The sequence below is a fragment of the Pandoraea sp. B-6 genome, from assembly GCF_000282835.1.
Lineage (GTDB): Bacteria > Pseudomonadota > Gammaproteobacteria > Burkholderiales > Burkholderiaceae > Pandoraea > Pandoraea cepalis.
Genome location: NZ_KB290497.1, coordinates 3,440 through 23,038, shown reverse-complemented (window position 1 = coordinate 23,038; position 19,599 = coordinate 3,440). Strand labels below are relative to the sequence as shown.

At 64.0% G+C, this 19,599-nt stretch carries 17 protein-coding genes and 1 pseudogene; 12 read left to right on the top strand and 6 right to left on the bottom strand.

The genetic code is table 11. The features are described 5' to 3' along the window. Positions 1–34: 34 nt before the first annotated feature. Genes A985_RS0104805 through moaE form a run of 5 tightly spaced genes read left to right on the top strand, consistent with a single transcriptional unit; the run spans position 35 to position 4,949 of the window. Positions 35–1,345, top strand: coding sequence for a homoserine dehydrogenase (locus A985_RS0104805; protein ID WP_017232270.1), 1,311 nt, complete (start codon positions 35–37; stop codon positions 1,343–1,345). A 40-nt stretch (positions 1,346–1,385) separates the two neighbouring features. Beyond that, positions 1,386–2,852: a threonine synthase gene (thrC, locus tag A985_RS0104800; RefSeq protein WP_017232269.1), complete on the top strand. Its 1,467-nt coding sequence runs from the start codon at positions 1,386–1,388 to the stop codon at positions 2,850–2,852. Positions 2,853–2,905: 53 nt separating this feature from the next. Further along, positions 2,906–4,117 carry a gephyrin-like molybdotransferase Glp gene (gene glp / locus A985_RS0104795; protein WP_051060070.1) on the top strand — a complete coding sequence of 404 codons (1,212 nt, stop codon included), beginning with the start codon at positions 2,906–2,908 and terminating at the stop codon, positions 4,115–4,117. Between the two features lie 39 nt (positions 4,118–4,156). Then, a complete protein-coding gene (gene moaD / locus A985_RS0104790; protein WP_017232267.1) occupies positions 4,157–4,414 on the top strand; it encodes a molybdopterin converting factor subunit 1 in 258 nt (85 codons plus the stop codon). A gap of 52 nt (positions 4,415–4,466) precedes the next feature. Further along, entirely contained in the window at positions 4,467–4,949 is a 483-nt protein-coding gene (gene moaE, locus A985_RS0104785) for a molybdopterin synthase catalytic subunit MoaE (protein ID WP_017232266.1), read from the top strand. Positions 4,950–5,006: 57 nt separating this feature from the next. On the opposite strand, the gene A985_RS0104780 is transcribed toward moaE, so the two are convergent. Then, positions 5,007–5,417, bottom strand: a complete 411-nt coding sequence (locus tag A985_RS0104780) for a group III truncated hemoglobin (RefSeq protein ID WP_157211354.1) — start codon at positions 5,415–5,417, stop codon at positions 5,007–5,009. A 359-nt stretch (positions 5,418–5,776) separates the two neighbouring features. On the opposite strand from A985_RS0104780, the gene clpB reads away from it, so the two are divergent. Together clpB and A985_RS0104770 are read left to right on the top strand one after the other, a co-directional pair. Continuing rightward, positions 5,777–8,413 (top strand): ATP-dependent chaperone ClpB, encoded by a 2,637-nt coding sequence (clpB, locus tag A985_RS0104775; protein ID WP_017232264.1) that lies wholly within the window; start codon positions 5,777–5,779, stop codon positions 8,411–8,413. 223 nt (positions 8,414–8,636) lie between these two features. Continuing rightward, entirely contained in the window at positions 8,637–9,131 is a 495-nt protein-coding gene (locus A985_RS0104770) for a gamma-glutamylcyclotransferase (protein WP_083902197.1), read from the top strand. A gap of 127 nt (positions 9,132–9,258) precedes the next feature. On the opposite strand, the gene A985_RS24290 is transcribed toward A985_RS0104770, so the two are convergent. Together A985_RS24290 and A985_RS24285 are read right to left on the bottom strand one after the other, a co-directional pair. After that, a complete protein-coding gene (locus A985_RS24290) occupies positions 9,259–9,705 on the bottom strand; it encodes a VUT family protein (RefSeq protein ID WP_026131660.1) in 447 nt (148 codons plus the stop codon). Then, positions 9,702–10,364, bottom strand: a complete 663-nt coding sequence (locus A985_RS24285) for a 7-cyano-7-deazaguanine reductase (protein ID WP_017232261.1) — start codon at positions 10,362–10,364, stop codon at positions 9,702–9,704. The genes A985_RS24290 and A985_RS24285 overlap by 4 nt, the downstream gene beginning before the upstream one ends. Positions 10,365–10,809: 445 nt before the next feature. On the opposite strand from A985_RS24285, the gene A985_RS0104755 reads away from it, so the two are divergent. Together A985_RS0104755 and aceA are read left to right on the top strand one after the other, a co-directional pair. Next, positions 10,810–11,721: a DMT family transporter gene (locus A985_RS0104755; RefSeq protein WP_039829890.1), complete on the top strand. Its 912-nt coding sequence runs from the start codon at positions 10,810–10,812 to the stop codon at positions 11,719–11,721. Between the two features lie 333 nt (positions 11,722–12,054). Then, on the top strand, positions 12,055–13,377 hold the full coding sequence (gene aceA, locus A985_RS0104750) for an isocitrate lyase (RefSeq protein ID WP_017232259.1): 1,323 nt from the start codon (positions 12,055–12,057) through the stop codon (positions 13,375–13,377). Positions 13,378–13,611: 234 nt separating this feature from the next. On the opposite strand, the gene A985_RS0104745 is transcribed toward aceA, so the two are convergent. Further along, positions 13,612–14,046, bottom strand: a complete 435-nt coding sequence (locus A985_RS0104745; protein ID WP_026131659.1) for a universal stress protein — start codon at positions 14,044–14,046, stop codon at positions 13,612–13,614. A gap of 296 nt (positions 14,047–14,342) precedes the next feature. Then, positions 14,343–15,284, bottom strand: coding sequence for a LysR family transcriptional regulator (locus A985_RS24280; protein ID WP_017232257.1), 942 nt, complete (start codon positions 15,282–15,284; stop codon positions 14,343–14,345). A 119-nt stretch (positions 15,285–15,403) separates the two neighbouring features. On the opposite strand from A985_RS24280, the gene A985_RS0104735 reads away from it, so the two are divergent. From A985_RS0104735 to pip, 3 genes are all read left to right on the top strand, one after another. Continuing rightward, the gene (locus A985_RS0104735) at positions 15,404–16,111 is read left to right on the top strand and encodes a haloacid dehalogenase type II (protein ID WP_017232256.1); all 708 of its coding nucleotides are present in this window, start codon (positions 15,404–15,406) and stop codon (positions 16,109–16,111) included. A 93-nt stretch (positions 16,112–16,204) separates the two neighbouring features. After that, a complete protein-coding gene (aceB, locus tag A985_RS0104730) occupies positions 16,205–17,803 on the top strand; it encodes a malate synthase A (RefSeq protein ID WP_017232255.1) in 1,599 nt (532 codons plus the stop codon). Between the two features lie 401 nt (positions 17,804–18,204). Further along, positions 18,205–19,143, top strand: a complete 939-nt coding sequence (pip, locus tag A985_RS0104725; protein WP_198288656.1) for a prolyl aminopeptidase — start codon at positions 18,205–18,207, stop codon at positions 19,141–19,143. A gap of 177 nt (positions 19,144–19,320) precedes the next feature. Here the strand turns inward: pip and A985_RS28955 are convergent. Further along, positions 19,321–19,599 (bottom strand): annotated as a pseudogene (locus A985_RS28955) (hypothetical protein); the annotation flags it as partial.

Here is a 19,599-nt window from a genome sequence, read left to right as displayed (position 1 = left end):
GCGCCACCCGATTTCGACTTTTGAGTAAAACCGCATGAAACCGATCAAAGTGGGCCTGCTCGGCCTTGGCACGGTAGGCTACGGTGCCTTCCAGGTACTGGCTCGCAACCAGGAAGAAATTCAACGTCGCGCCGGCCGGGGGATCGAGATTACGAAGGTCGCAGTGCGCAATGTCGAACGCGCCCGAGGCCTCGTGGGCAGCGCCGCTGTCGTGACGGGCGATCCGTTCGACGTGGTCAACGATCCGGACATCGATGTCGTGGTCGAGACCATCGGCGGCTACGACCTCACGAAGGAACTGGTCCTCAAGGCGATCGAGAACGGCAAGCACGTGGTCACGGCCAACAAGGCGCTGCTGGCCCTGTACGGCAACGAGATTTTCGCTGCCGCGCGCAAGGCCAACGTGATGGTCGCCTTCGAAGCGGCCGTCGCTGGGGGCATTCCCATCATCAAGGCGCTGCGCGAGGGCCTGACCGCCAACCGCATCGAGTGGATCGCCGGCATCATCAACGGCACCACGAACTTCATTCTTTCAGAGATGCGCGACAAGGGCATCGACTTCGACGTGGCCCTTGCCGATGCCCAACGTCTGGGCTACGCGGAAGCAGACCCGACGTTCGACATCGAAGGCGTTGATGCCGCGCACAAGCTCACGCTCATGAGCGCCATCGCGTTCGGCGTGCCGGTGCAGTTCGAGCGTGCCTATGTCGAAGGCATCACCAAGCTCTCGGCGCTGGACATCAAGTATGCGGAGGAGTTCGGCTACCGCATCAAACTGCTGGGCATCACGCGTCGCACCGAGGCCGGTATCGAATTGCGCGTGCATCCGACGCTGATTCCGTCCAAGCGCCTGATCGCCAACGTGGAAGGCGCCATGAACGCCGTGCTGGTGCAGGGCGACGCCGTGGGCGCCACGCTGTATTACGGCAAGGGTGCGGGCGCCGAGCCGACCGCCTCGGCCGTGGTGGCCGATATCGTCGACGTGACGCGTCTGCAAACGGCCGATCCGGAGCATCGCGTGCCGCACCTGGCGTTCCAGCACGACGCGCTGTCGAACACCCCGGTGCTGCCCATCGACGAGGTCACGACCAGCTACTACCTGCGTCTGCGCGTGGTCGATCGCGCGGGCGTGATGGCGGAACTCACGCGCATCCTCGCCGATCTGGACATCTCCATCGACGCCTTGCTGCAGAAGGAATCGCGCGAGGGTGAGCATCAGACCGACATCATCATCCTGACGCACCAGACCCAGGAGAAGCACATCAACACGGCCATCGCGAAGATCGAGTCGATGGACACCGTGCTCTCGAAGGTCACGCGCATCCGTATGGAGGCGCTCAGCTGAGCGCCGGCCACACGAACCGATACGACAGGACACGACCCACATGAAATACATCTCCACGCGCGGCGCGGGCCTGACCTCGGGCGAGCCGCAATCGTTCTCCAGCATTCTGCTGGGCGGCCTGGCCCCGGATGGCGGTCTGTATCTGCCGACGCAATACCCGCAGGTGACAGCGGACGAGCTGCGCGCCTGGCGCCAGTTGTCGTACGCCGAGCTGGCCGCGAAGGTGTTGGCCAAATTCGCGGGCGACATTCCGGCCGAGATCCTGGCCGACCTGACGGCGCGCACGTACACCGCCGAGGTGTACCGCAATGTGCGTCCGGGCGAAGACGCGGCCGACATCACGCCGCTGCTGCCGCTGGGCGACGAAGGGGGCACGCAGCTCTCGCTGCTGGCGCTCTCGAATGGCCCGACGCTGGCGTTCAAGGACATGGCCATGCAGTTGCTGGGCAACCTGTTCGAGTATGCGCTGGCGCAGCACGGCGATGCACTCAACATTCTCGGCGCGACGTCCGGCGACACCGGCAGCGCGGCCGAGTACGCCATGCGCGGCAAGGAAGGCATTCGCGTCTTCATGCTCTCGCCGGCCGGCAAGATGAGTGCGTTCCAGACGGCCCAGATGTACAGCCTGCAGGATCCGAACATCTTCAACCTCGCGGTGGAAGGCGTGTTCGACGACGCACAGGACATCGTCAAGGCGGTGTCGAACGATCACGCTTACAAGGCGCGCTACAAGATCGGCACGGTCAATTCGATCAACTGGGCCCGTGTCGTGGCGCAGGTCGTCTACTACTTCAAGGGCTACTTCGCGGCGACGGGCGGTCGGTCGGGCCAGGACGGCGAGGTGTCGTTCACGGTACCGTCGGGCAACTTCGGTAACGTTTGCGCTGGCCATATCGCCCGCATGATGGGCCTGCCGATCCGCAAGCTGGTCGTGGCCACGAACGAGAACGACGTGCTCGACGAATTCTTCCGCACCGGTCACTACCGCGTGCGCAAGTCCGCCGAAACGTTCCACACCAGCAGCCCGAGCATGGATATCTCGAAGGCGTCGAACTTCGAGCGTTTCCTGTTTGACCTGCTCGGCCGCGACGCGAACGCGACCGCCGAGCTGCTCTCGAAAGTCGAGCGCGAAGGCGGCTTCGACCTGTCGGGCACCGAAGCCTTCGCTCGCGTGGCACAGTTTGGTTTTGTCTCGGGGCGAAGTACGCATGCCGATCGCGTTGCGACGATCCAGGACGTCGCCAAGCGTTACGACGTGGTCATCGACACCCACACGGCCGACGGTGTGAAGGTCGCGCGCGAAGCGCTCGAACCCGGCGTGCCGATGGTGGTGCTCGAGACCGCCCAGCCGGCGAAGTTCGCCGAGACGATTCGCGAGGCGTTGCATCGCGAGCCGCCGCGCCCGGCCGGCTTCGAGCAGCTCGAATCGCTGCCGCAGCGCTTCGAGACGGTGCCGAACGACGTCGCGAGCGTGAAGGCCTATATCGCCGAGCACACCGGCCTGTAAGGCGGCGCTCGCCCTGTCCCCCTGATGTCTCTCTTGACTTGCGCGCCTTCACCATGCTGAGTACACAAGACGCCCTGGATGCCGTGCTGGCAGCAGCCCGACCGCTGGATCGGCAGGAGACGGTCGACACGCTTGCGGCCAACGCTCGCGTGCTGGCCGCCGACGTGATCGCCACGCTGGACGTGCCGCCGATGGATACGAGTGCCATGGACGGCTACGCCGTGCGGGTCGCGGACCTGGTCGGGGACGAGACCGTGCTGCCGGTCTCGCAGCGCATTGCGGCGGGGCACGCCCCTGAACCGCTCGCCCGCGGCACGGCGGCGCGCATCTTCACGGGCGCGCCGGTGCCGCCGGGGGCCGACGCCGTCGTCATGCAGGAGCAGTGCGACGCGCGCGAGGACGGGACCATCGTGATTCGCCATAGGCCGGCGGTCGAGGAGTTCATCAATCGGCAAGGGTCGGATATTCGCCGTGACAGCGTCGTGCTCGCCGCCGGAACCCGGCTGAGGGCCCCGGCGCTGGGGCTCGCGGCGTCCGTAGGCATGGCGAAGCTGCAAGTCGCACGTCGCTTGCGTGTGGCCGTCTTCTTCACCGGTGACGAGCTGACCATGCCTGGCGAGGCGCTGCGTGCAGGCAGCATTTACAACTCGAACCGCTTCGTGCTGCGCGGGCTCCTGGAGAATCTGGGCTGCGAGATGACCGATTACGGCATCGTGCCCGACAATCTGGGCGCCACCCGGGCGATTCTGCGCGACGCGGCGCGCAGCAACGACCTGATCATCACGTCCGGCGGCGTGTCGGTGGGCGAGGAGGATCACGTCAAACCCGCCGTGCAAGCCGAAGGCCGCCTCAATCTGTGGCAGATCGCGCTCAAGCCGGGTAAGCCGCTGGCGTATGGTGAGGTCAATCGGGCTGGCGGCGAGACGGCGCATTTCATCGGCCTGCCCGGCAATCCGGTGTCCAGCTTCGTGACGTTCCTGCTGTTCGTGCGCCCGTTCATTCTGCGTTTGCTGGGCGCGACGGCGGTGACGCCGCGTCGCATTCCCATGCGCGCGGACTTCACGCAGACGAAGGCGGACCGTCGCAATGAATTCGTGCGCGCCCGTATCAACGAGCAGGGCGGCCTCGACGCGTTTCCCAACCAGAGCTCGGCGGTGCTGACGTCGACCGTGTGGGGCGACGGCCTCATCGACAATCCGCCGGGGCATCGTATCGAAGCCGGCCAGACGGTGGCGTTCCTGCCGTTCTCCGACCTCCTATATTGAGAGACAGGTGCGTCGCCGATGCGGCGTGCCAGCCAGACTATGCAGATCGAACTTCGTTTTTTCGCCAGCGTCCGCGAGGCGCTCAATGTCGCTGAGGAGCGTGTGGATGTTCCCGCCGGGATTGCCACGGTGGGCGACGTGCGCCAGTGGCTGTGCGGCCGTGGACCGGTGTGGGCCGAGACGCTCGGCGCACAGCGCGCGCTGCGCATGGCGCTCGACCATACGATGGTGCCGGCGGCCACGCGGCTGACCGACGGCTGTGAAGTCGCGTTCTTCCCGCCCGTGACGGGCGGTTGAGCCGCATGTCGTCGCCAGCGTAGCGATTCACGGGACAGGAGATACCGCCAGCATGCCGATTCGTGTACAGACCGAGGATTTCGACCTGTCGGAGGAGATTCGACGGCTGCGCGCAGGCGATCTGCGCGTGGGGGCCGTGGCGAGCTTCGTGGGCACGGTGCGCGATTTGAACGACGGCAACGACGTTTCGCGCATGACGCTCGAGCACTATCCGGGCATGACGGAGAAGGCGCTCGCGGCGATTGTCGAGCAGGCGTGCGCGCGTTGGCGCTTGTTCGACGCGCTGGTGATTCACCGCTACGGCGAACTGGGCCCCGGCGATCAGATTGTGCTCGTGGCCGTCACGTCCGCCCATCGGGGGGATGCGTTTGCTGCCTGCGAGTTCATCATGGACTATCTGAAGACCGAGGCGCCCTTCTGGAAGAAGGAAGCGACGCCGCAGGGCGAGCGCTGGGTCGATGCGCGCGAGACGGACACGGCAGCACGCGAGCGCTGGGCGACCGAAGGGGCGCCCGAGTCGACTGGTAACCGCTGATTTCTTCTTTGATTATCAAATAACATCGGCGAAGATTTCCCATCATCGCCGATCGTGTCATTCTCGGGGCCGTGCAGGCCTCGCCTGCTTCACGCTGTCGAGTAGCGCCCGTTGCGCCGGGGGCAGCGTGTATTCCCATCCGAACAGATTCAACTGAAGGCTTTCCGCGATCCGGATGGCCGGTTCCGCGAAGGCGAAGGCGGCCTGCGGTTCGAAGAGCCTGTCCAGCGTATCGAAGAAGAGGGCGAGCCAGCGGCTGAAATGCTCGCCGCTCAGGTGGCCGAACGGCTGATGCGCCTGCGTCACATTGCCGCGGTAGCGTTTGGCGCCGAGCACGATGCTGGACCAGAACGCCACCATTTTTTCCAGATGCATATCCCAGCGGCCTTCGAGCGCCTGCCGGAACACCGGGCCGAGCATCTCGTCGTCGCGGATGCGCCCGTAGAAGGTGTTCACGAGCAGTCGCACGGCGTCTTCGTCGATCTCGGCGAGGCGCGTTGCGGGCCACGGATCCGGCGGCTGGCGGGAGGTTTGTGCTGACATTTCGAGTGGCACCCGGGCGGGCGCGCCGGCACTTCTCGACGTTCTACCGTCAGCGCGACGCGTGGTGCGGGAGGCTGAAAATCGCTATTATGAGCTTCAATGCCGGGCGTGTCCCGCGGTCGTTTCACGCTCCCCGTATGGCGTCATCTCGCCCGATGCTGGGGCGGGTGCTGACCCGTTCCGGCCTCGCACGACAATGTCAATCGTCGCGCTGCCATGCCCCTTGAAACCGCAGGGGCTTGTCCGCACATCCGATCCAGAGAGATTTCTTACCGGAGCCCTAGATGCGACAAGACAAATTCACCACGCAGTTCCTGGAAGCGCTGGCTGATGCCCAAAGCATGGCAGTCGGTCGCGACCAGCAATACATCGAGCCGCTGCATCTTCTCGCAGCGCTGCTTGCTCAACCCGAGGGCGCCGCGCGCTCGTTGCTGCAGCGCGCCGGCGTGCAGGTGCAGCCGCTCGCGCACGACATCGAGACGGCCCTCGCGAAGCTGCCGCAAGTTCAAGGCACCGACGGCAACGTCCAGGTCGGCCGTGAACTCGCGGGCCTGCTCAATCAGGCCGACAAGGAAGCGCAGAAGCATGGCGACAGCTATATCGCCAGCGAAATGTTTCTGCTCGCGCTGGCCGACGACAAGGGCGAAACGGGCAAACTGGCGCGGGCGCGTGGCCTGACGCGCAAGTCGCTCGAAGCCGCCATCGAAGGCGTGCGCGGCGGACAATCCGTCAACAGCCAGGATGCCGAGAATCAGCGCGAAGCCCTCAAGAAGTACACGCTGGATCTGACCGAGCGCGCGTCGCTTGGCAAGCTCGATCCGGTGATCGGCCGCGACGACGAAATTCGTCGCACGATCCAGATTCTGCAACGCCGCACGAAGAACAACCCGGTGCTCATCGGTGAGCCGGGGGTGGGCAAGACCGCCATTGTGGAAGGACTTGCGCAGCGCATCATCAATGGCGAAGTGCCGGAGTCGCTCAAGAACAAGCGCGTGCTTGCCCTGGACATGGCGGGGCTGCTCGCCGGCGCGAAATTCCGTGGCGAATTCGAAGAGCGGCTGAAGAGCGTGCTGAGCGACATTGCCAAGGATGAAGGGCGCACGATCCTGTTCATCGACGAAATTCATACGATGGTGGGGGCCGGCAAGGCCGAAGGCGCCATGGACGCGGGCAACATGCTCAAGCCGGCGCTCGCGCGCGGCGAATTGCATTGCATCGGCGCGACCACACTCGACGAATACCGCAAGTACATCGAGAAGGACGCCGCGCTGGAGCGTCGTTTCCAGAAGGTGCTCGTCGACGAGCCGAGTGTCGAGGCAACGATCGCAATTCTGCGTGGCTTGCAGGAGAAATACGAGCTGCACCACGGGGTGGAGATCACCGACCCGGCCATCGTGGCGGCGGCGGAACTCAGCCAGCGCTACATCACCGACCGGTTCCTGCCGGACAAGGCCATCGACTTGATCGACGAGGCCGCGTCGAAGATCAAGATGGAAATCGACTCGAAGCCGGAAGTGATGGACAAGCTCGACCGTCGCCTGATCCAGTTGAAGATCGAGCGCGAAGCCGTCAAGAAGGAAACCGACGAAGCCTCGCAAAAGCGCCTTGCGCTGATCGAGGAAGAGATCTCGCGCCTGGAACGCGAGTACGCCGACCTCGAAGAAGTGTGGACCGCGGAGAAGGCGGCGGTACAGGGCAGCGCCCAGGTCAAGGAAGAGATCGAGCGCGTGCGTGCCGACATTACGAAGCTGCAACGCGAAGGCAAGCTCGACAAGGTGGCTGAACTGCAATATGGCAAGCTGCCGCAGCTCGAAGCCCAGTTGAAGGACGCCGACGCGGCGGAAGCGGCGGGCCAGCAGTCGCATCCACGCCTGTTGCGCACGCAGGTGGGCACCGAAGAGATTGCCGAAGTGGTCTCGCGGGCGACCGGCATCCCGGTCTCGAAGATGATGCAGGGCGAGCGCGAAAAGCTGCTCCACATGGAAGACAAGCTGCACGAGCGCGTGATTGGGCAGGACGAGGCGATTACCGCCGTGGCCGACGCCATCCGGCGTTCGCGTGCCGGGCTGTCGGATCCGAACCGTCCGTATGGTTCGTTCCTGTTCCTCGGGCCGACCGGTGTGGGCAAGACCGAGCTGTGCAAGGCGCTGGCGATGTTCCTGTTCGATGCCGACGATCACCTCATCCGCATCGACATGAGCGAGTTCATGGAGAAGCACAGCGTCGCTCGGCTGATTGGCGCGCCTCCGGGCTATGTCGGTTATGAAGAGGGCGGCTACCTGACGGAAGCCGTGCGTCGCAAGCCGTACAGCGTGATCCTGCTCGACGAAGTCGAAAAGGCGCATCCGGATGTGTTCAATGTGCTGCTGCAAGTGCTCGACGACGGGCGCATGACCGATGGCCAGGGCCGCACGGTGGACTTCAAGAACACGGTGATCGTGATGACGTCGAATCTCGGATCGTCGATGATTCAGTCGATGGTCGGCGAGCCGCAGGACCGCATCAAGGATGCCGTGTGGGGGGAGATCAAGGATCACTTCCGTCCGGAGTTCCTGAATCGGATCGACGAAGTCGTGGTGTTCCACGGTCTCGACCAGAAGCACATCGAGTCGATTGCCACGATCCAGATCGAGATCCTGCGTCAACGTCTGGCCAAGCTTGAAATGACGCTCGACGTGACCAAGGCGGCACTCACGCATGTGGCGCGGGAAGGCTTCGACCCGGTGTTCGGTGCGCGGCCGCTCAAGCGGGCGATCCAGCAGGAAATCGAGAACCCGATCGCCAAGCTGGTGCTGGCGGGCAAGTTCGGGCCGAAGGACACCATCCCGGTCGACTGGCGCAACGGGCGATTCACGTTCGAGGGCGACGCCGCCGGGCCGGTGACAGAAGCGGCCGAAGCGACGCCACCGGCCGCCGAGTAAGCGCGAACGCGGTTCCTGCAACTCGCTTGGACCGCATGATCCGTCCCCGCGTATTGCAATGTGCGCGGGGATTTTTTTACTTCAGGGGTACGCGCGATCGTGTCCGCCGTCGGTCATCAGGACGACGATTGGCTCGGACAGAGGACGTGTTGGGCACGGCATGCGCAGTTCGGGGCCGACGCGTTGCCTGCTTCCCCACTTTTTTCCGATTTGGATGCTGGTGATGAATACTGCAACGCGTGACCGGGTCGACGCCCACGATGCCCATGACTCGCAGGACGAGGGGGTCTACGTTTTTGTCTATGGCACGCTGCGTGCCGGCGAAATCAACGACGTGTCGTATGCCGCCGAGCGACACGGCATCGAGGCGCCGGTCTATGTCGGCACCACATCACTCGGCGGGCGGCTGTACGATTTCGGGGACTATCCGGGCATGGTGCTCGACGCCACGGCGTGCGACGGCCACAGCGCAGGCCGCGTCACTGGCGACGTCTATCGCATCGCAACGGCACTGGTCCCCGTGCTCGACGAGATCGAAGCCGTGTATCCGGGCGAGGCGGGGTTGTTCGTTCGAGACATGCGCGAGGTCGCCTGTGACGGCGCAACCTACGCTTGCATCGTCTATCCGGTGAGCGAATCGGCGGTCCACGCATTGCCGCAGATTGCCGATGGAGACTGGGTCAAGTATCGCCGCGCGCGCGACGCCAACGCGGCGTAATCCTGGTGTAGCCGCGGTGTCGCTGCGGCACGGCTGTGACAGCGCGAGCGACATGCGCTATTGAGTCTCGACGGATTGCCGCGGCATCGATGCTCGAAAGCGGAATGGATTGAGCGAGGTGCCGACGTCACGACACCGATGCCAGGAACATATGCGCAATGGCCTCGTACCAGTGACGCTGCACCTCGTCCGTGAAGCCGGTTTCTGCCGCCCAGGCTGCTTCGGTGGGCAGCCGGGTCATCAGCCAGAGAAATCCGATCATCGCCAGATTGGCCGCGAGTCCGCTCCAGATCACGATGCGGCTGATGCGATAGCCGTAGACCTCCGTGAGCACCGACGCAAAGAGGTAAGCAAACGGGAAGCTGATGAGGGCGGCCGAGAATGTCAGCCGTAACGGCTCGTCGCCGACCGACCAGGGCAGCGCGACCTCGCATACGCGAGCGCCCAATGCGTTCGAGATCAGCAGGAAGCTCACGAAGGCGATCGCAAGCACGATGACGGCGGGCGTCATGCGCGTGGCCTGGCGTGCGGCGAGCGCTGAGGGCAGCGGGGCAGGGGAGATCGTCGAGGTCATTGGCGAATGGTGCGCAGATTGGTGAGGGCGATGGCATGTGTGGAGCGCACGGGATTGATATCGAGTCCGTAACGCCGCGTGAAGCGTGCGCCGACTGCCAGTCGCGTTGGCGCGCATCGCGTGAGCACGTCACTGAAGAGCGTATCTACGCAGTGCTCGATCAGCATCGCGCTATGGCGAAACGACAGGACGTACGCGAGCAGTGCGCGGCGACAGATCGGCGCGCCGGTATAGTCGAACCAGACGGTTCCGTAGTCGACGCCGCCGGTGAGCGGGCATCGCACGCTCAACAGGTCGGAGACCAGGCATTCGCGAATCGGCGAGGCCAGCGCGCCATCGGCGTCGCTGGCGAGGCAAAGGGCATGAGCCTGCACGCCACCGCGTATCACGCTGACCGGCGCGAGGTCGAGACTCTCCGTGCCCGGCCCGCAGGCGGCCGTGGTGCGAACGGCTTGCCTGACCGGTGTCGTGCGCACCAGGACATACGCTTGCAGGCAGCGCGATAATTCGCCCGCCACGTGCGCTTCCAGCGCGTCGGGAGATTCGAAGCATCGCTCGCGCAACGTCAGGAAATAGCGTTGCGCGTCCGACATCTCCAGCGTGTACGGGGAATCGCACGGAATCACGATTTCCGCCACGGCGATCTGGGGGGCGCTCATGCATGTCGAGCCAAGCGACCTCATAGTGATTCCATAGGTCGTAACCGCGTGGCACCACGGCGGGCGATGCGTGCAGTGAGGTCGTCTGGGTGGGAGGGCGGGTGCGGAGAATCGGATGAATGACGGTCTGGTGAGTGAGAGGTCGCCCGTCGGACGGAGGGCGGACCTCGCGAGGAGAGACGGCGCGTGAATCGTGATACGTCATGAGTATGAAATCTCCGATCGATCGGTCAGTCACCATAGCGCGCGACCACTTGCTTGCTCAATGCGCCGATTCCGAAAATGGACCGTGCGTGACCCGCCATGGCGGGCGATACGGGTTGACGATGAACGCCACTGTGCCGTTGCCGCCATGTCCGATTTTGACCAGCAGGCCTGGCGTCGATGTGGGACGATTCACGCGTTCCCATTCTTCCCGGCGGCCAACCGTGCCGTCATGCCGACTATGCGTTCGTCCGACATTGCCCGTTTGCTGACGCTCTCCGCCATCTGGGGCGCGAGCTTTCTTTTCATGCGCATCATCGTCCCTGTGCTCGGGCCGCTGCCCACGGCGTTCCTTCGCGTGACCCTGGGCGCCATCGGTCTGGCGGTCATCCTGCTGGTCATGCGCGTGCGCTGGGAGTTCAAGGGGCGGCTCGGGGCGTCGATGCTGCTCGGCGTCATCAATTCCGGCATTCCGTTCGCGATGTACTGCCTCGCCGCGCGCGTGCTCCCGGCCGGTTACTCGGCGATTCTCAACGCAACCACGCCGTTGATGGGCGTCATCATCGGCACGTTGTTCTTCCGTGAGCGCCTGACGGGAGCCAAGGGGTTGGGCGTGTTGCTCGGGCTTGTCGGCGTGGCCGTATTGACGCGGGCCGGACCGGTCACGATGTCGGGGCCGGTGGTCATTGGGGCGTTGGCGTGTCTCGTCGCCACGTCCTGCTATGGCCTGGCGGGCTATCTGACCAAACGCTGGATTTCCGACCGGGGCGGCCTCGATGCGAAGCTGGTCGCCTTCGGCAGCCAACTGGGGGCGGCCGTCGTGCTGCTGCCGTTCTTCGGCTACGTGTCGGCAACGTCCGGCATTCCCGGCCCGGCGACCGGCGGCGTCTGGGCCGCAATGGCCGCACTCGGCTTCCTTTGCAGCGCGGTGGCCTACATGATGTTCTTCCGCCTGATCGCGGATCTGGGCCCGTTGCGCTCGCTGACCGTGACGTTTCTCATTCCGCCGTTCGGTGTGCTGTGGGGCGCCTTGTTCCTGAATGAAGCGGTCACGATGGCGCACGTTGTCGGCGGCTGTTTCATCGCGCTCGCCGTGTGGTTCGTATGCAAGCCGCCCAGGGCGGCGACGGCAGCCCGTCGGGCCGCATCGTAACCACCGCGCCCGCGCCTGTTCGCGAGGTTGCAAAGCCGGGACTCGCCGTTACCGGCTTTTTTCATGATGTGGAACGATCTTGCGGTGCGTAAAAATTTGCGCTGCTCGGCACAACGATGCCATTTCAGAACGGAAAATATCGTTTCGTATCAAGAAATAAAGTTCATATACTATTGATTTTTATAGTTAAAAAATTTTACTCCATGCCGTGGTTCGTTCTGTTGCGTTGCGTGAAAAATCCCTAAACTCTTATACAAGACATGCCGGTTTCAAGCCGCACAGGCAGTCAGGCGTCACCGCTTTATTTGTATCGAGAAACCAGGAGAGATCATCATGACGACACGTCAAGACCAGGTGAAGCAACTCGAGCAGGATTGGGCGAACAATCCGCGCTGGCAGGGCATCAAGCGTGGCTACTCGGCCGAAGACGTGGTGCGCCTGCGCGGATCGATCCAGCCTGAACAAACACTCGCCCGCCGCGGTGCAGAGCGTCTGTGGCAAATGATCAACGACGAGCCGTTTGTGAACGCCCTGGGCGCGCTGACCGGCAATCAGGCCATGCAACAGGTCAAGGCCGGCCTCAAGGCGATTTATCTGTCAGGCTGGCAGGTCGCCGGCGACGCGAACATGGCGGGTGAAATGTACCCCGACCAATCGCTGTATCCGGCCAATTCGGTGCCGCAAGTCGTGCGCCGCATCAACAACACCTTCACGCGGGCCGATCAGATCCAATGGTCGGAAGGCAAGAACCCGGGCGACGAAGGCTATATCGATTACTTCGCCCCGATCGTGGCGGACGCCGAAGCCGGCTTCGGCGGCGTGCTCAACGCCTTCGAACTGATGAAGGCGATGATCGAAGCGGGCGCCGGCGGTGTGCACTTCGAAGATCAGCTCGCGTCGGTCAAGAAGTGCGGTCACATGGGTGGCAAGGTGCTCGTGCCGACGCGCGAAGCCGTGGCCAAGCTGGTGGCGGCGCGACTGGCGGCCGACGTGCTCGGCGTGCCGACCGTCCTGATCGCCCGGACCGATGCCGAAGCAGCAGACCTGATCACCGCTGACGTCGATCCGATCGATCAGCCGTTCTGCACCGGCGAGCGCACGGTCGAAGGCTTCTACCGCACGCGCAATGGCCTCGATCAGGCGATTGCCCGTGGTCTGGCTTACGCGCCGTACGTCGATCTGGTGTGGTGCGAGACCGGCAAGCCCGATCTCGAATTCGCCAGGCAATTTGCCGAGGGGATTCACAAGCACTTCCCCGGCAAAATGCTTTCGTATAACTGCTCGCCGTCGTTCAACTGGAAGAAGAACCTCGACGATGCGACCATCGGCAAGTTCCAGAAGGAACTCGGCGCCATGGGCTACAAGTTCCAGTTCATCACGCTGGCCGGCTTCCACAGCCTGAACTACTCGATGTTCAACCTGGCGCATGGCTATGCCCGTCGTCAGATGAGCGCCTTCGTGGAGTTGCAGGAAGCCGAATTCGCGGCGGCGGACAAGGGCTTCACCGCGGTGAAGCACCAGCGCGAGGTGGGTACGGGCTACTTCGATGCTGTTACGCAGACGATTGAGCGTGACGCATCGACCACGGCCCTGAAGGGTTCGACGGAGGACGAACAGTTCTTCGACGAGAAGAAGGCAAAGGTCAAGGCAGCCTGACCGGGCTGAGGGAGGGCGCGGTGCGCCCGCCAGCGACGATGCGCGTGGGGGCACATCGTCAGCCGGCGGTGCGACATCGCGCTATGACCGCGCGTCCGGCCTATCCGGCCGGGGCGGCCCTGACTGCGGTCCCGTCGCGGTGAGGGTGCCATGCACGCCTGAACGAGAGGAGGCTCGTGAGCGTATCCCGCTCACGGGCCTTTTTTCATGTGCGGTCGAGTTGCCGCGAGTGGATCAGCGGTAGACGAGCACCGGAATCTTGGAGTGCACGAGAACACGTTGCGTCTCGCTGCCAAGCAGCAGGCTGGTCAGCCCGCGCCGTCCGTGGGAGGCCATCAGGATGACATCGCATCCGTGACGTTGCGCCGCGTCGATGATGCCGAGATAAGGCGCCGGGAATGTGGAGCTGTCGCGCTCGAACGGCACGCCCGCCGCCGCGGCGGCTTCGGCCAGCTTGTCGAGGTGTGCGCATGCCTCTTCGGCAATGCGCTCGCTGAAAGTGGCCGGCGCTTCCAGTACATACTCGCTGAAGGGCGAATACGGATACTCCGCGAGGCAGCAATAGCCCGTCACCTTCGCGCCGAGCGCGCGCGCCAGCTCGAGTCCGCCCGTGACCGCCTTTTCGGAAAGCTCCGAGCCGTCGGTCGGAATGAGGATGTGGGTAAACAGCATATGACCTCCCGCAGTTGGCGTTGCTGAACACGCGTTCACAGGCTCGCGCAGGCATCACGGTCTTGCACCCCGTCCGCTGTCCCGAGACATCCGGTGCCAGTCAGGGCCATGTCTCGCCCTCAAGCCTGCGCATTGCCAGCGGACCCTTCGTTTCGATTCTATGGCTTTGGCGCGACGCAACAACGGGGGCAAACCCGATAGTCCCGATAGGGCGGTGATCCCTCGGGTCCCCTCACGCCCCTCACGCCCCCTCACGCCCCCTCACGCCCCCTCGCACCGCGACGCGCCGCCGCTCAGACGGCCGCGCCGTGCGGCGCGATGGGCGCCGCGTCATCTCGCCAGTAGACCGAACTGCTGTAGTGGTGCTTGAGATGGTCGATGAACAGGCGTACGCGCAGCGGCAGGGGACGGCGTTGCGGGAACACGGCATGAATGCCGATGGGCGGCGCGGCAAAGTCGTCGAGCACGCTCATGAGCCGGCCCGCGCGGATATCGTCGCCCACCTCCCACCACGAGCGCCATGCGAGGCCGTAGCCGTCCAGGCACCAGTCGTGCAGTACCGCACCGTCGGTGCATTCCATGGTGCCGTTCACGCGGATGGTCACGACCTTGCCGTCCTGCGAGAAGGTCCAGCCGCGCTGCTGGTTAGCGGTAGATCCGAAGGCGAGGCAATTGTGACGCGCGAGGGCGTCGAGCGATTCGGGCCGTCCGTGTCGTGCGAGATACCCCGGTGACGCCACGCACACGCGCCGGTTCTCGCCCAGCCGCAGCGATACGAGGCTCGAATCGGGCAACTCGCCCAGCCGGATCGCGCAATCGAAGCCTTCGTTGACCAGATCGACGAGACGGTCGGAGAGGTCCAGCGTGACCGTGACGTCTGGATGCGATTCGATGAACACCGGCAGCAGCGGGGCGACGTGCCGTCGCCCGAACCCGGCCGGTGCCGAGAGCCGCAGATGGCCGCTGGCCTTGACCCCGCCCGCCGATACGGCGGCCTCGGCGTTGTGCATCTCGTTGAGAATGCGTTGGCAGTCCTCGAGAAACGCCGATCCCTCGAACGTGAGCGTGACCCGCCGCGTCGTGCGCACGAGCAGCTTCACGCCCAAGCGGGACTCGAGCGCGTCGATGCGCCGCCCGATCACGGCCGGCGCCACGCCTTCGAGCGCTGCGGTCGCCGACAGACTCCCCTTGGCGGCCACGGCGACGAACGTTTCGATTTGTTTGAAGCGATCCACGCGGCGGATTATGTACTAAAAAGTCAAAGATAAAGTGATTTTTGTGCGCTTTTATGGCGATTGATATCAATAATACAATTGGCAGGCAATGACAAGTGATATTGAGTGATACCCAGCTTATGGCTTCGCGTATTCAGGCAGTGATTTTTGATGCTTACGGCACATTGTTCGACGTGTACTCCGTCGCGGCGGCCGCCGAGCAGCAGTTCCCGGGACGCGGGGCGGCGCTTGCCGAGCTGTGGCGGGCCAAGCAGATCGAATACACGCAACTGCGCTCGCTCTCGGGCCCGCGCGGCGAACGCTACCGTCCGTTCTGGGACATCACCGTCGACGCGTTGCGCTACGCTGCGGCGCGTCTGAATCTCACGCTCTCGCCTGTCGCCGAGAAGCGCCTGATGGACGAATACACCTGCCTGTCGGTCTTCCCCGAAAACCCGTCCGTGCTGCGCGCGTTGCGTGCAATGGGTCTCAGGCTCGGCGTGCTTTCGAATGGCGATCCCCGCATGCTCGACGTCGGCCTGAAGAGCGCTGGGATCAAGGATCTGTTCGAGCATGTGCTGTCGGTCGACGCGGTACGCAAATTCAAGACCGCCCCGGAGGCCTATCAACTCGGCCCCGACGCGTTCGGTTTGCCTGCCGACGCCATCGTTTTCGTCTCCAGCAACGGCTGGGACGCGGCCGGTGCCACCTGGTTCGGTTACCCGACGTTTTGGGTCAACCGGGCCGGGCTGCCGGTCGAACAGCTCGGCGTCACGCCGCAAGGGATGGGGCGCGACATGCGCGACTTGCAGCGGTTCGTCGAGGTAGTGACGGGAGCGCGCGCCTGACGCCCAACGCGGTGTGAGGCCTGGTGCAAAGCCCCTGAAGTTCTTCCTTGCGGCGCACTCCCTTATATAAATGAAGATCGTTGGAGATCCCTGATGTCCCTGATTCTGCCCCCCGGCATGCAATTGCATGTTGATGCCAGCACCGATATTCGTTCTGAGTACGAAGCGATCCTGACCCCCGAGGCACTCGCTTTCATCGCCAAGCTGCACCGCGCCTTTGAACCGCGCCGTCAGGCACTACTTGCGGCCCGCGCGGACCGCGCCGCACGACTCGACGCCGGCGAAGTGCCCGATTTCCTGCCCGAGACGCAAGCGATCCGCGACGGCGACTGGCGCATCGCACCGTTGCCGGCGGCGTTGCAATGCCGTCGTGTGGAAATCACGGGGCCGGTCGAGCGCAAGATGATCATCAACGCGCTGAACTCGGGGGCGGACAGCTACATGACCGACTTCGAGGACTCGAACACGCCGAACTGGCATAACCAGTTGCAAGGGCATATCAACGTGCGCGACGCCGTGCGCGGCACCATCAGTCTCGAACAGAACGGCAAGCGTTACGCCTTGAACGACAAGGTCGCCACGCTGATCGTACGTCCGCGCGGCTGGCATCTCGACGAGAAGCACGTGAGCGTGGACGGTGTGCGCATGTCAGGCAGCCTGTTCGACTTTGGCCTGCATGTGTTCCATAACGCGAAGGCGTCGCTCGAGCGCGGCTTTGGGCCTTACTACTATCTGCCGAAGCTGGAGAGCCACCTTGAGGCGCGTCTGTGGAACGACGTGTTCGTGCTCGCCCAAAACGAACTGGGCCTGCCGCAGGGCACGATCAAGGCGACGGTGCTCGTCGAGACGATTCTCGCCGCGTTCGAAATGGACGAGATTCTGTATGAACTGCGCGAGCACAGCGCTGGCCTGAACGCCGGCCGCTGGGATTACATCTTCTCGTGCATCAAGAAGTTCAAGGTCGATGCCGACTTCTGCCTGGCCGATCGCAGTCGCATCACCATGACGGTGCCGTTCATGCGGGCCTACGCGCTGCTGCTGCTCAAGACGTGTCACCGCCGCAATGCGCCTGCCATTGGCGGCATGAGCGCGTTGATTCCGATCAAGAACGATCCGCAAGCGAACGAGCGGGCGATGGCCGGCATTCGCGGCGACAAGGCGCGCGACGCCGCCGACGGTTACGACGGCGGCTGGGTGGCACACCCAGGGCTCGTGCCCGTGGCGATGGAGGAGTTCGTGAAGGTGCTGGGCGAGCGTCCGAACCAGATCGACAAGCAACGCGACGATGTGACGGTCTCGGGCCGTGAACTGCTGACGTTCCAGCCGGAAGCGCCAATTACCGAGGCGGGGCTGCGCAACAACATCAATGTCGGCATCCACTACCTGGGATCCTGGCTGGCGGGCAATGGCTGCGTGCCGATTCACAACCTGATGGAAGATGCGGCAACGGCCGAGATCTCTCGCTCGCAGGTGTGGCAGTGGATCCGCTCGCCGAAGGGCAAGCTCGACGACGGCCGCAAGGTCACCGCCGAGCTGGTGCGCGAGCTGATTGCGCAAGAGCTTGCCAATGTGAAAGCACTCGTGGGGCAAGTGGCGCCGACGTATGATCGCGCGGCCGTCATCTTCGAGCAGATGAGCACCAGCGACGACTTTGTCGAGTTCCTTACGCTGCCGCTGTACGAAGTGGTTTGAAGCGTGATGAAGGGCTCCGATGGGGGCTGAAACGGTCTGACGAGGCTTGAGTCGAAATCACGCCCTTATCGTGACTCGGTGATCGCATTGCTGTACGAATGGGACGATGGCAACATCGTCCCATTTCGTTTTGAGCGCGCGCTTTGTCTTGTCTTGGGTGCCGCGCTACACTGAACTTCGACGGATGGATTCTCGTGCTGTTCGCGCGAGGTTCCATGGTCGGCGTTGCGCTGGGGCGTGACGTTGACACTGCCCAGCCCCGTGTTCAAGTGAGGATGCCGATGTCGCTCGACTTTCCCGATGATGCCGCCCGCAGCCTGCCAAACGGTCCGCGCGCGCAGGCGCTTGTACCGCGGGGGCCTGGCAAGGTGGTAGAGATTCGCCCGGAGACGCTGCGCGGCCTGTACCCGCCGGTCGAGCCTTTCGAGTGCGGCGTGCTCGATGTGGGCAATGGGCACCAAGTGTATTGGGAGCGGTGCGGCAATCCGCAGGGCAAGCCGGCGGTGTTTCTTCACGGGGGGCCTGGGGGCGGTTGCTCGCCGGAGCATCGGCGGTTGTTCGATCCGGCCAAATACTGCATTACGCTGTTCGACCAGCGTGGCTGCGGACGTTCGTTACCGCATGCGAGTCTGGACCACAACACGACGTGGGATCTGGTGGATGACATCGAGTGCTTGCGCGTCAAGTTCGGATACGACCGTTGGCTGGTGTTAGGGGGCTCGTGGGGGAGCACCTTGGCACTGGCCTATGCGCAGGCGCACGTCGACCGAGTGAGCGAATTGATCGTGCGCGGCATTTTTACCGTGCGTCGCGACGAGTTGCAGTGGTATTACCAGAAGGGCGCATCGTGGCTGTTTCCGGATCGCTGGGAGTCTTTCCTCGCGCCGATCCCGCTTGAAGAGCGGGGCGATCTGATGCGTGCTTACCAGAAGCGGCTGACCCATCGCGATGAGGCCGTGAGAATCGAGGCGGCGCGGGCATGGAGTATGTGGGAGGGCAGCACCATCACGCTGCTGCCCGACGACCGTCTTGCCGAGGCGTTCGGCGATCCGCGCTACGCAATTGCGTTCGCTCGCATCGAGAATCATTACTTCGTCAACGACGGCTTTCTCGCGCCGAACCAGCTGATCGATGGTGCGCGCGGCCTGCGCGACATTCCGGGTGTGATCGTCCAGGGTCGGTACGACGTGGCGACCCCCGCCCGCACGGCTTGGGACTTGCACAAGGCGTGGCCGGAGGCGGATTTCTATTGGGCGCCCGACGCCGGACATGCCTTCAACGAGCCCACCATTCTGCACTGGTTGATCGAAGCGACCGATCGGTTTGTGTCGACGCGGTGAGATCGACGGCGTCGTCCGGCGAGCGCCGATTGGCAGTGCTTGCGCCTGCGCGTCGGCCTCTTTCGATCCGACGCGCGTAAGAAAAAACCCCGGCGTTGACCGTTGACGTCAACATCCGGGGTTTTCAGGCGTTTGCGCAGGACCGATGTGGCATCGGTCCTGACGGCCTCAGGCCGTTCAGTCGTCGCGACGCTTGTTGAAGCCGCCACCGTTGCGATTGCTGAAGCCACGATCTTGACGCGGGGCGTCGAAGCTGCGCGTGCCGCGATCCTGACGATAGCCGCCTTCGGCGGGGCGCGGAGCGCGACGCTCGAAGCGGTCGGTCGCGCTGCCGTTCGAGAAGCCGTTGCCACCATTACCGCCGTTACCCGCGCCGTTCTGCGGGTAACCCCCTTGGAAGCCATTGCCCTCGCGACGCTCGAACGGGGCACCGGCCGGCTTGTTGCCGCCGAAACG

Coding starts and splice junctions, on each gene's coding strand:
- A985_RS0104735 (WP_017232256.1), top strand. CDS start 15,404: ATGGCTTCGCGTATTCAGGCAGTGATTTTTGATGCTTACGGCACATTG.
- A985_RS0104770 (WP_083902197.1), top strand. CDS start 8,637: ATGAATACTGCAACGCGTGACCGGGTCGACGCCCACGATGCCCATGAC.
- A985_RS0104805 (WP_017232270.1), top strand. CDS start 35: ATGAAACCGATCAAAGTGGGCCTGCTCGGCCTTGGCACGGTAGGCTAC.
- thrC (WP_017232269.1), top strand. CDS start 1,386: ATGAAATACATCTCCACGCGCGGCGCGGGCCTGACCTCGGGCGAGCCG.
- moaE (WP_017232266.1), top strand. CDS start 4,467: ATGCCGATTCGTGTACAGACCGAGGATTTCGACCTGTCGGAGGAGATT.
- A985_RS0104755 (WP_039829890.1), top strand. CDS start 10,810: ATGCGTTCGTCCGACATTGCCCGTTTGCTGACGCTCTCCGCCATCTGG.
- aceA (WP_017232259.1), top strand. CDS start 12,055: ATGACGACACGTCAAGACCAGGTGAAGCAACTCGAGCAGGATTGGGCG.
- glp (WP_051060070.1), top strand. CDS start 2,906: ATGCTGAGTACACAAGACGCCCTGGATGCCGTGCTGGCAGCAGCCCGA.
- aceB (WP_017232255.1), top strand. CDS start 16,205: ATGTCCCTGATTCTGCCCCCCGGCATGCAATTGCATGTTGATGCCAGC.
- moaD (WP_017232267.1), top strand. CDS start 4,157: ATGCAGATCGAACTTCGTTTTTTCGCCAGCGTCCGCGAGGCGCTCAAT.
- A985_RS24290 (WP_026131660.1), bottom strand. CDS start 9,705: ATGACCTCGACGATCTCCCCTGCCCCGCTGCCCTCAGCGCTCGCCGCA.
- clpB (WP_017232264.1), top strand. CDS start 5,777: ATGCGACAAGACAAATTCACCACGCAGTTCCTGGAAGCGCTGGCTGAT.
- A985_RS24285 (WP_017232261.1), bottom strand. CDS start 10,364: ATGAGCGCCCCCCAGATCGCCGTGGCGGAAATCGTGATTCCGTGCGAT.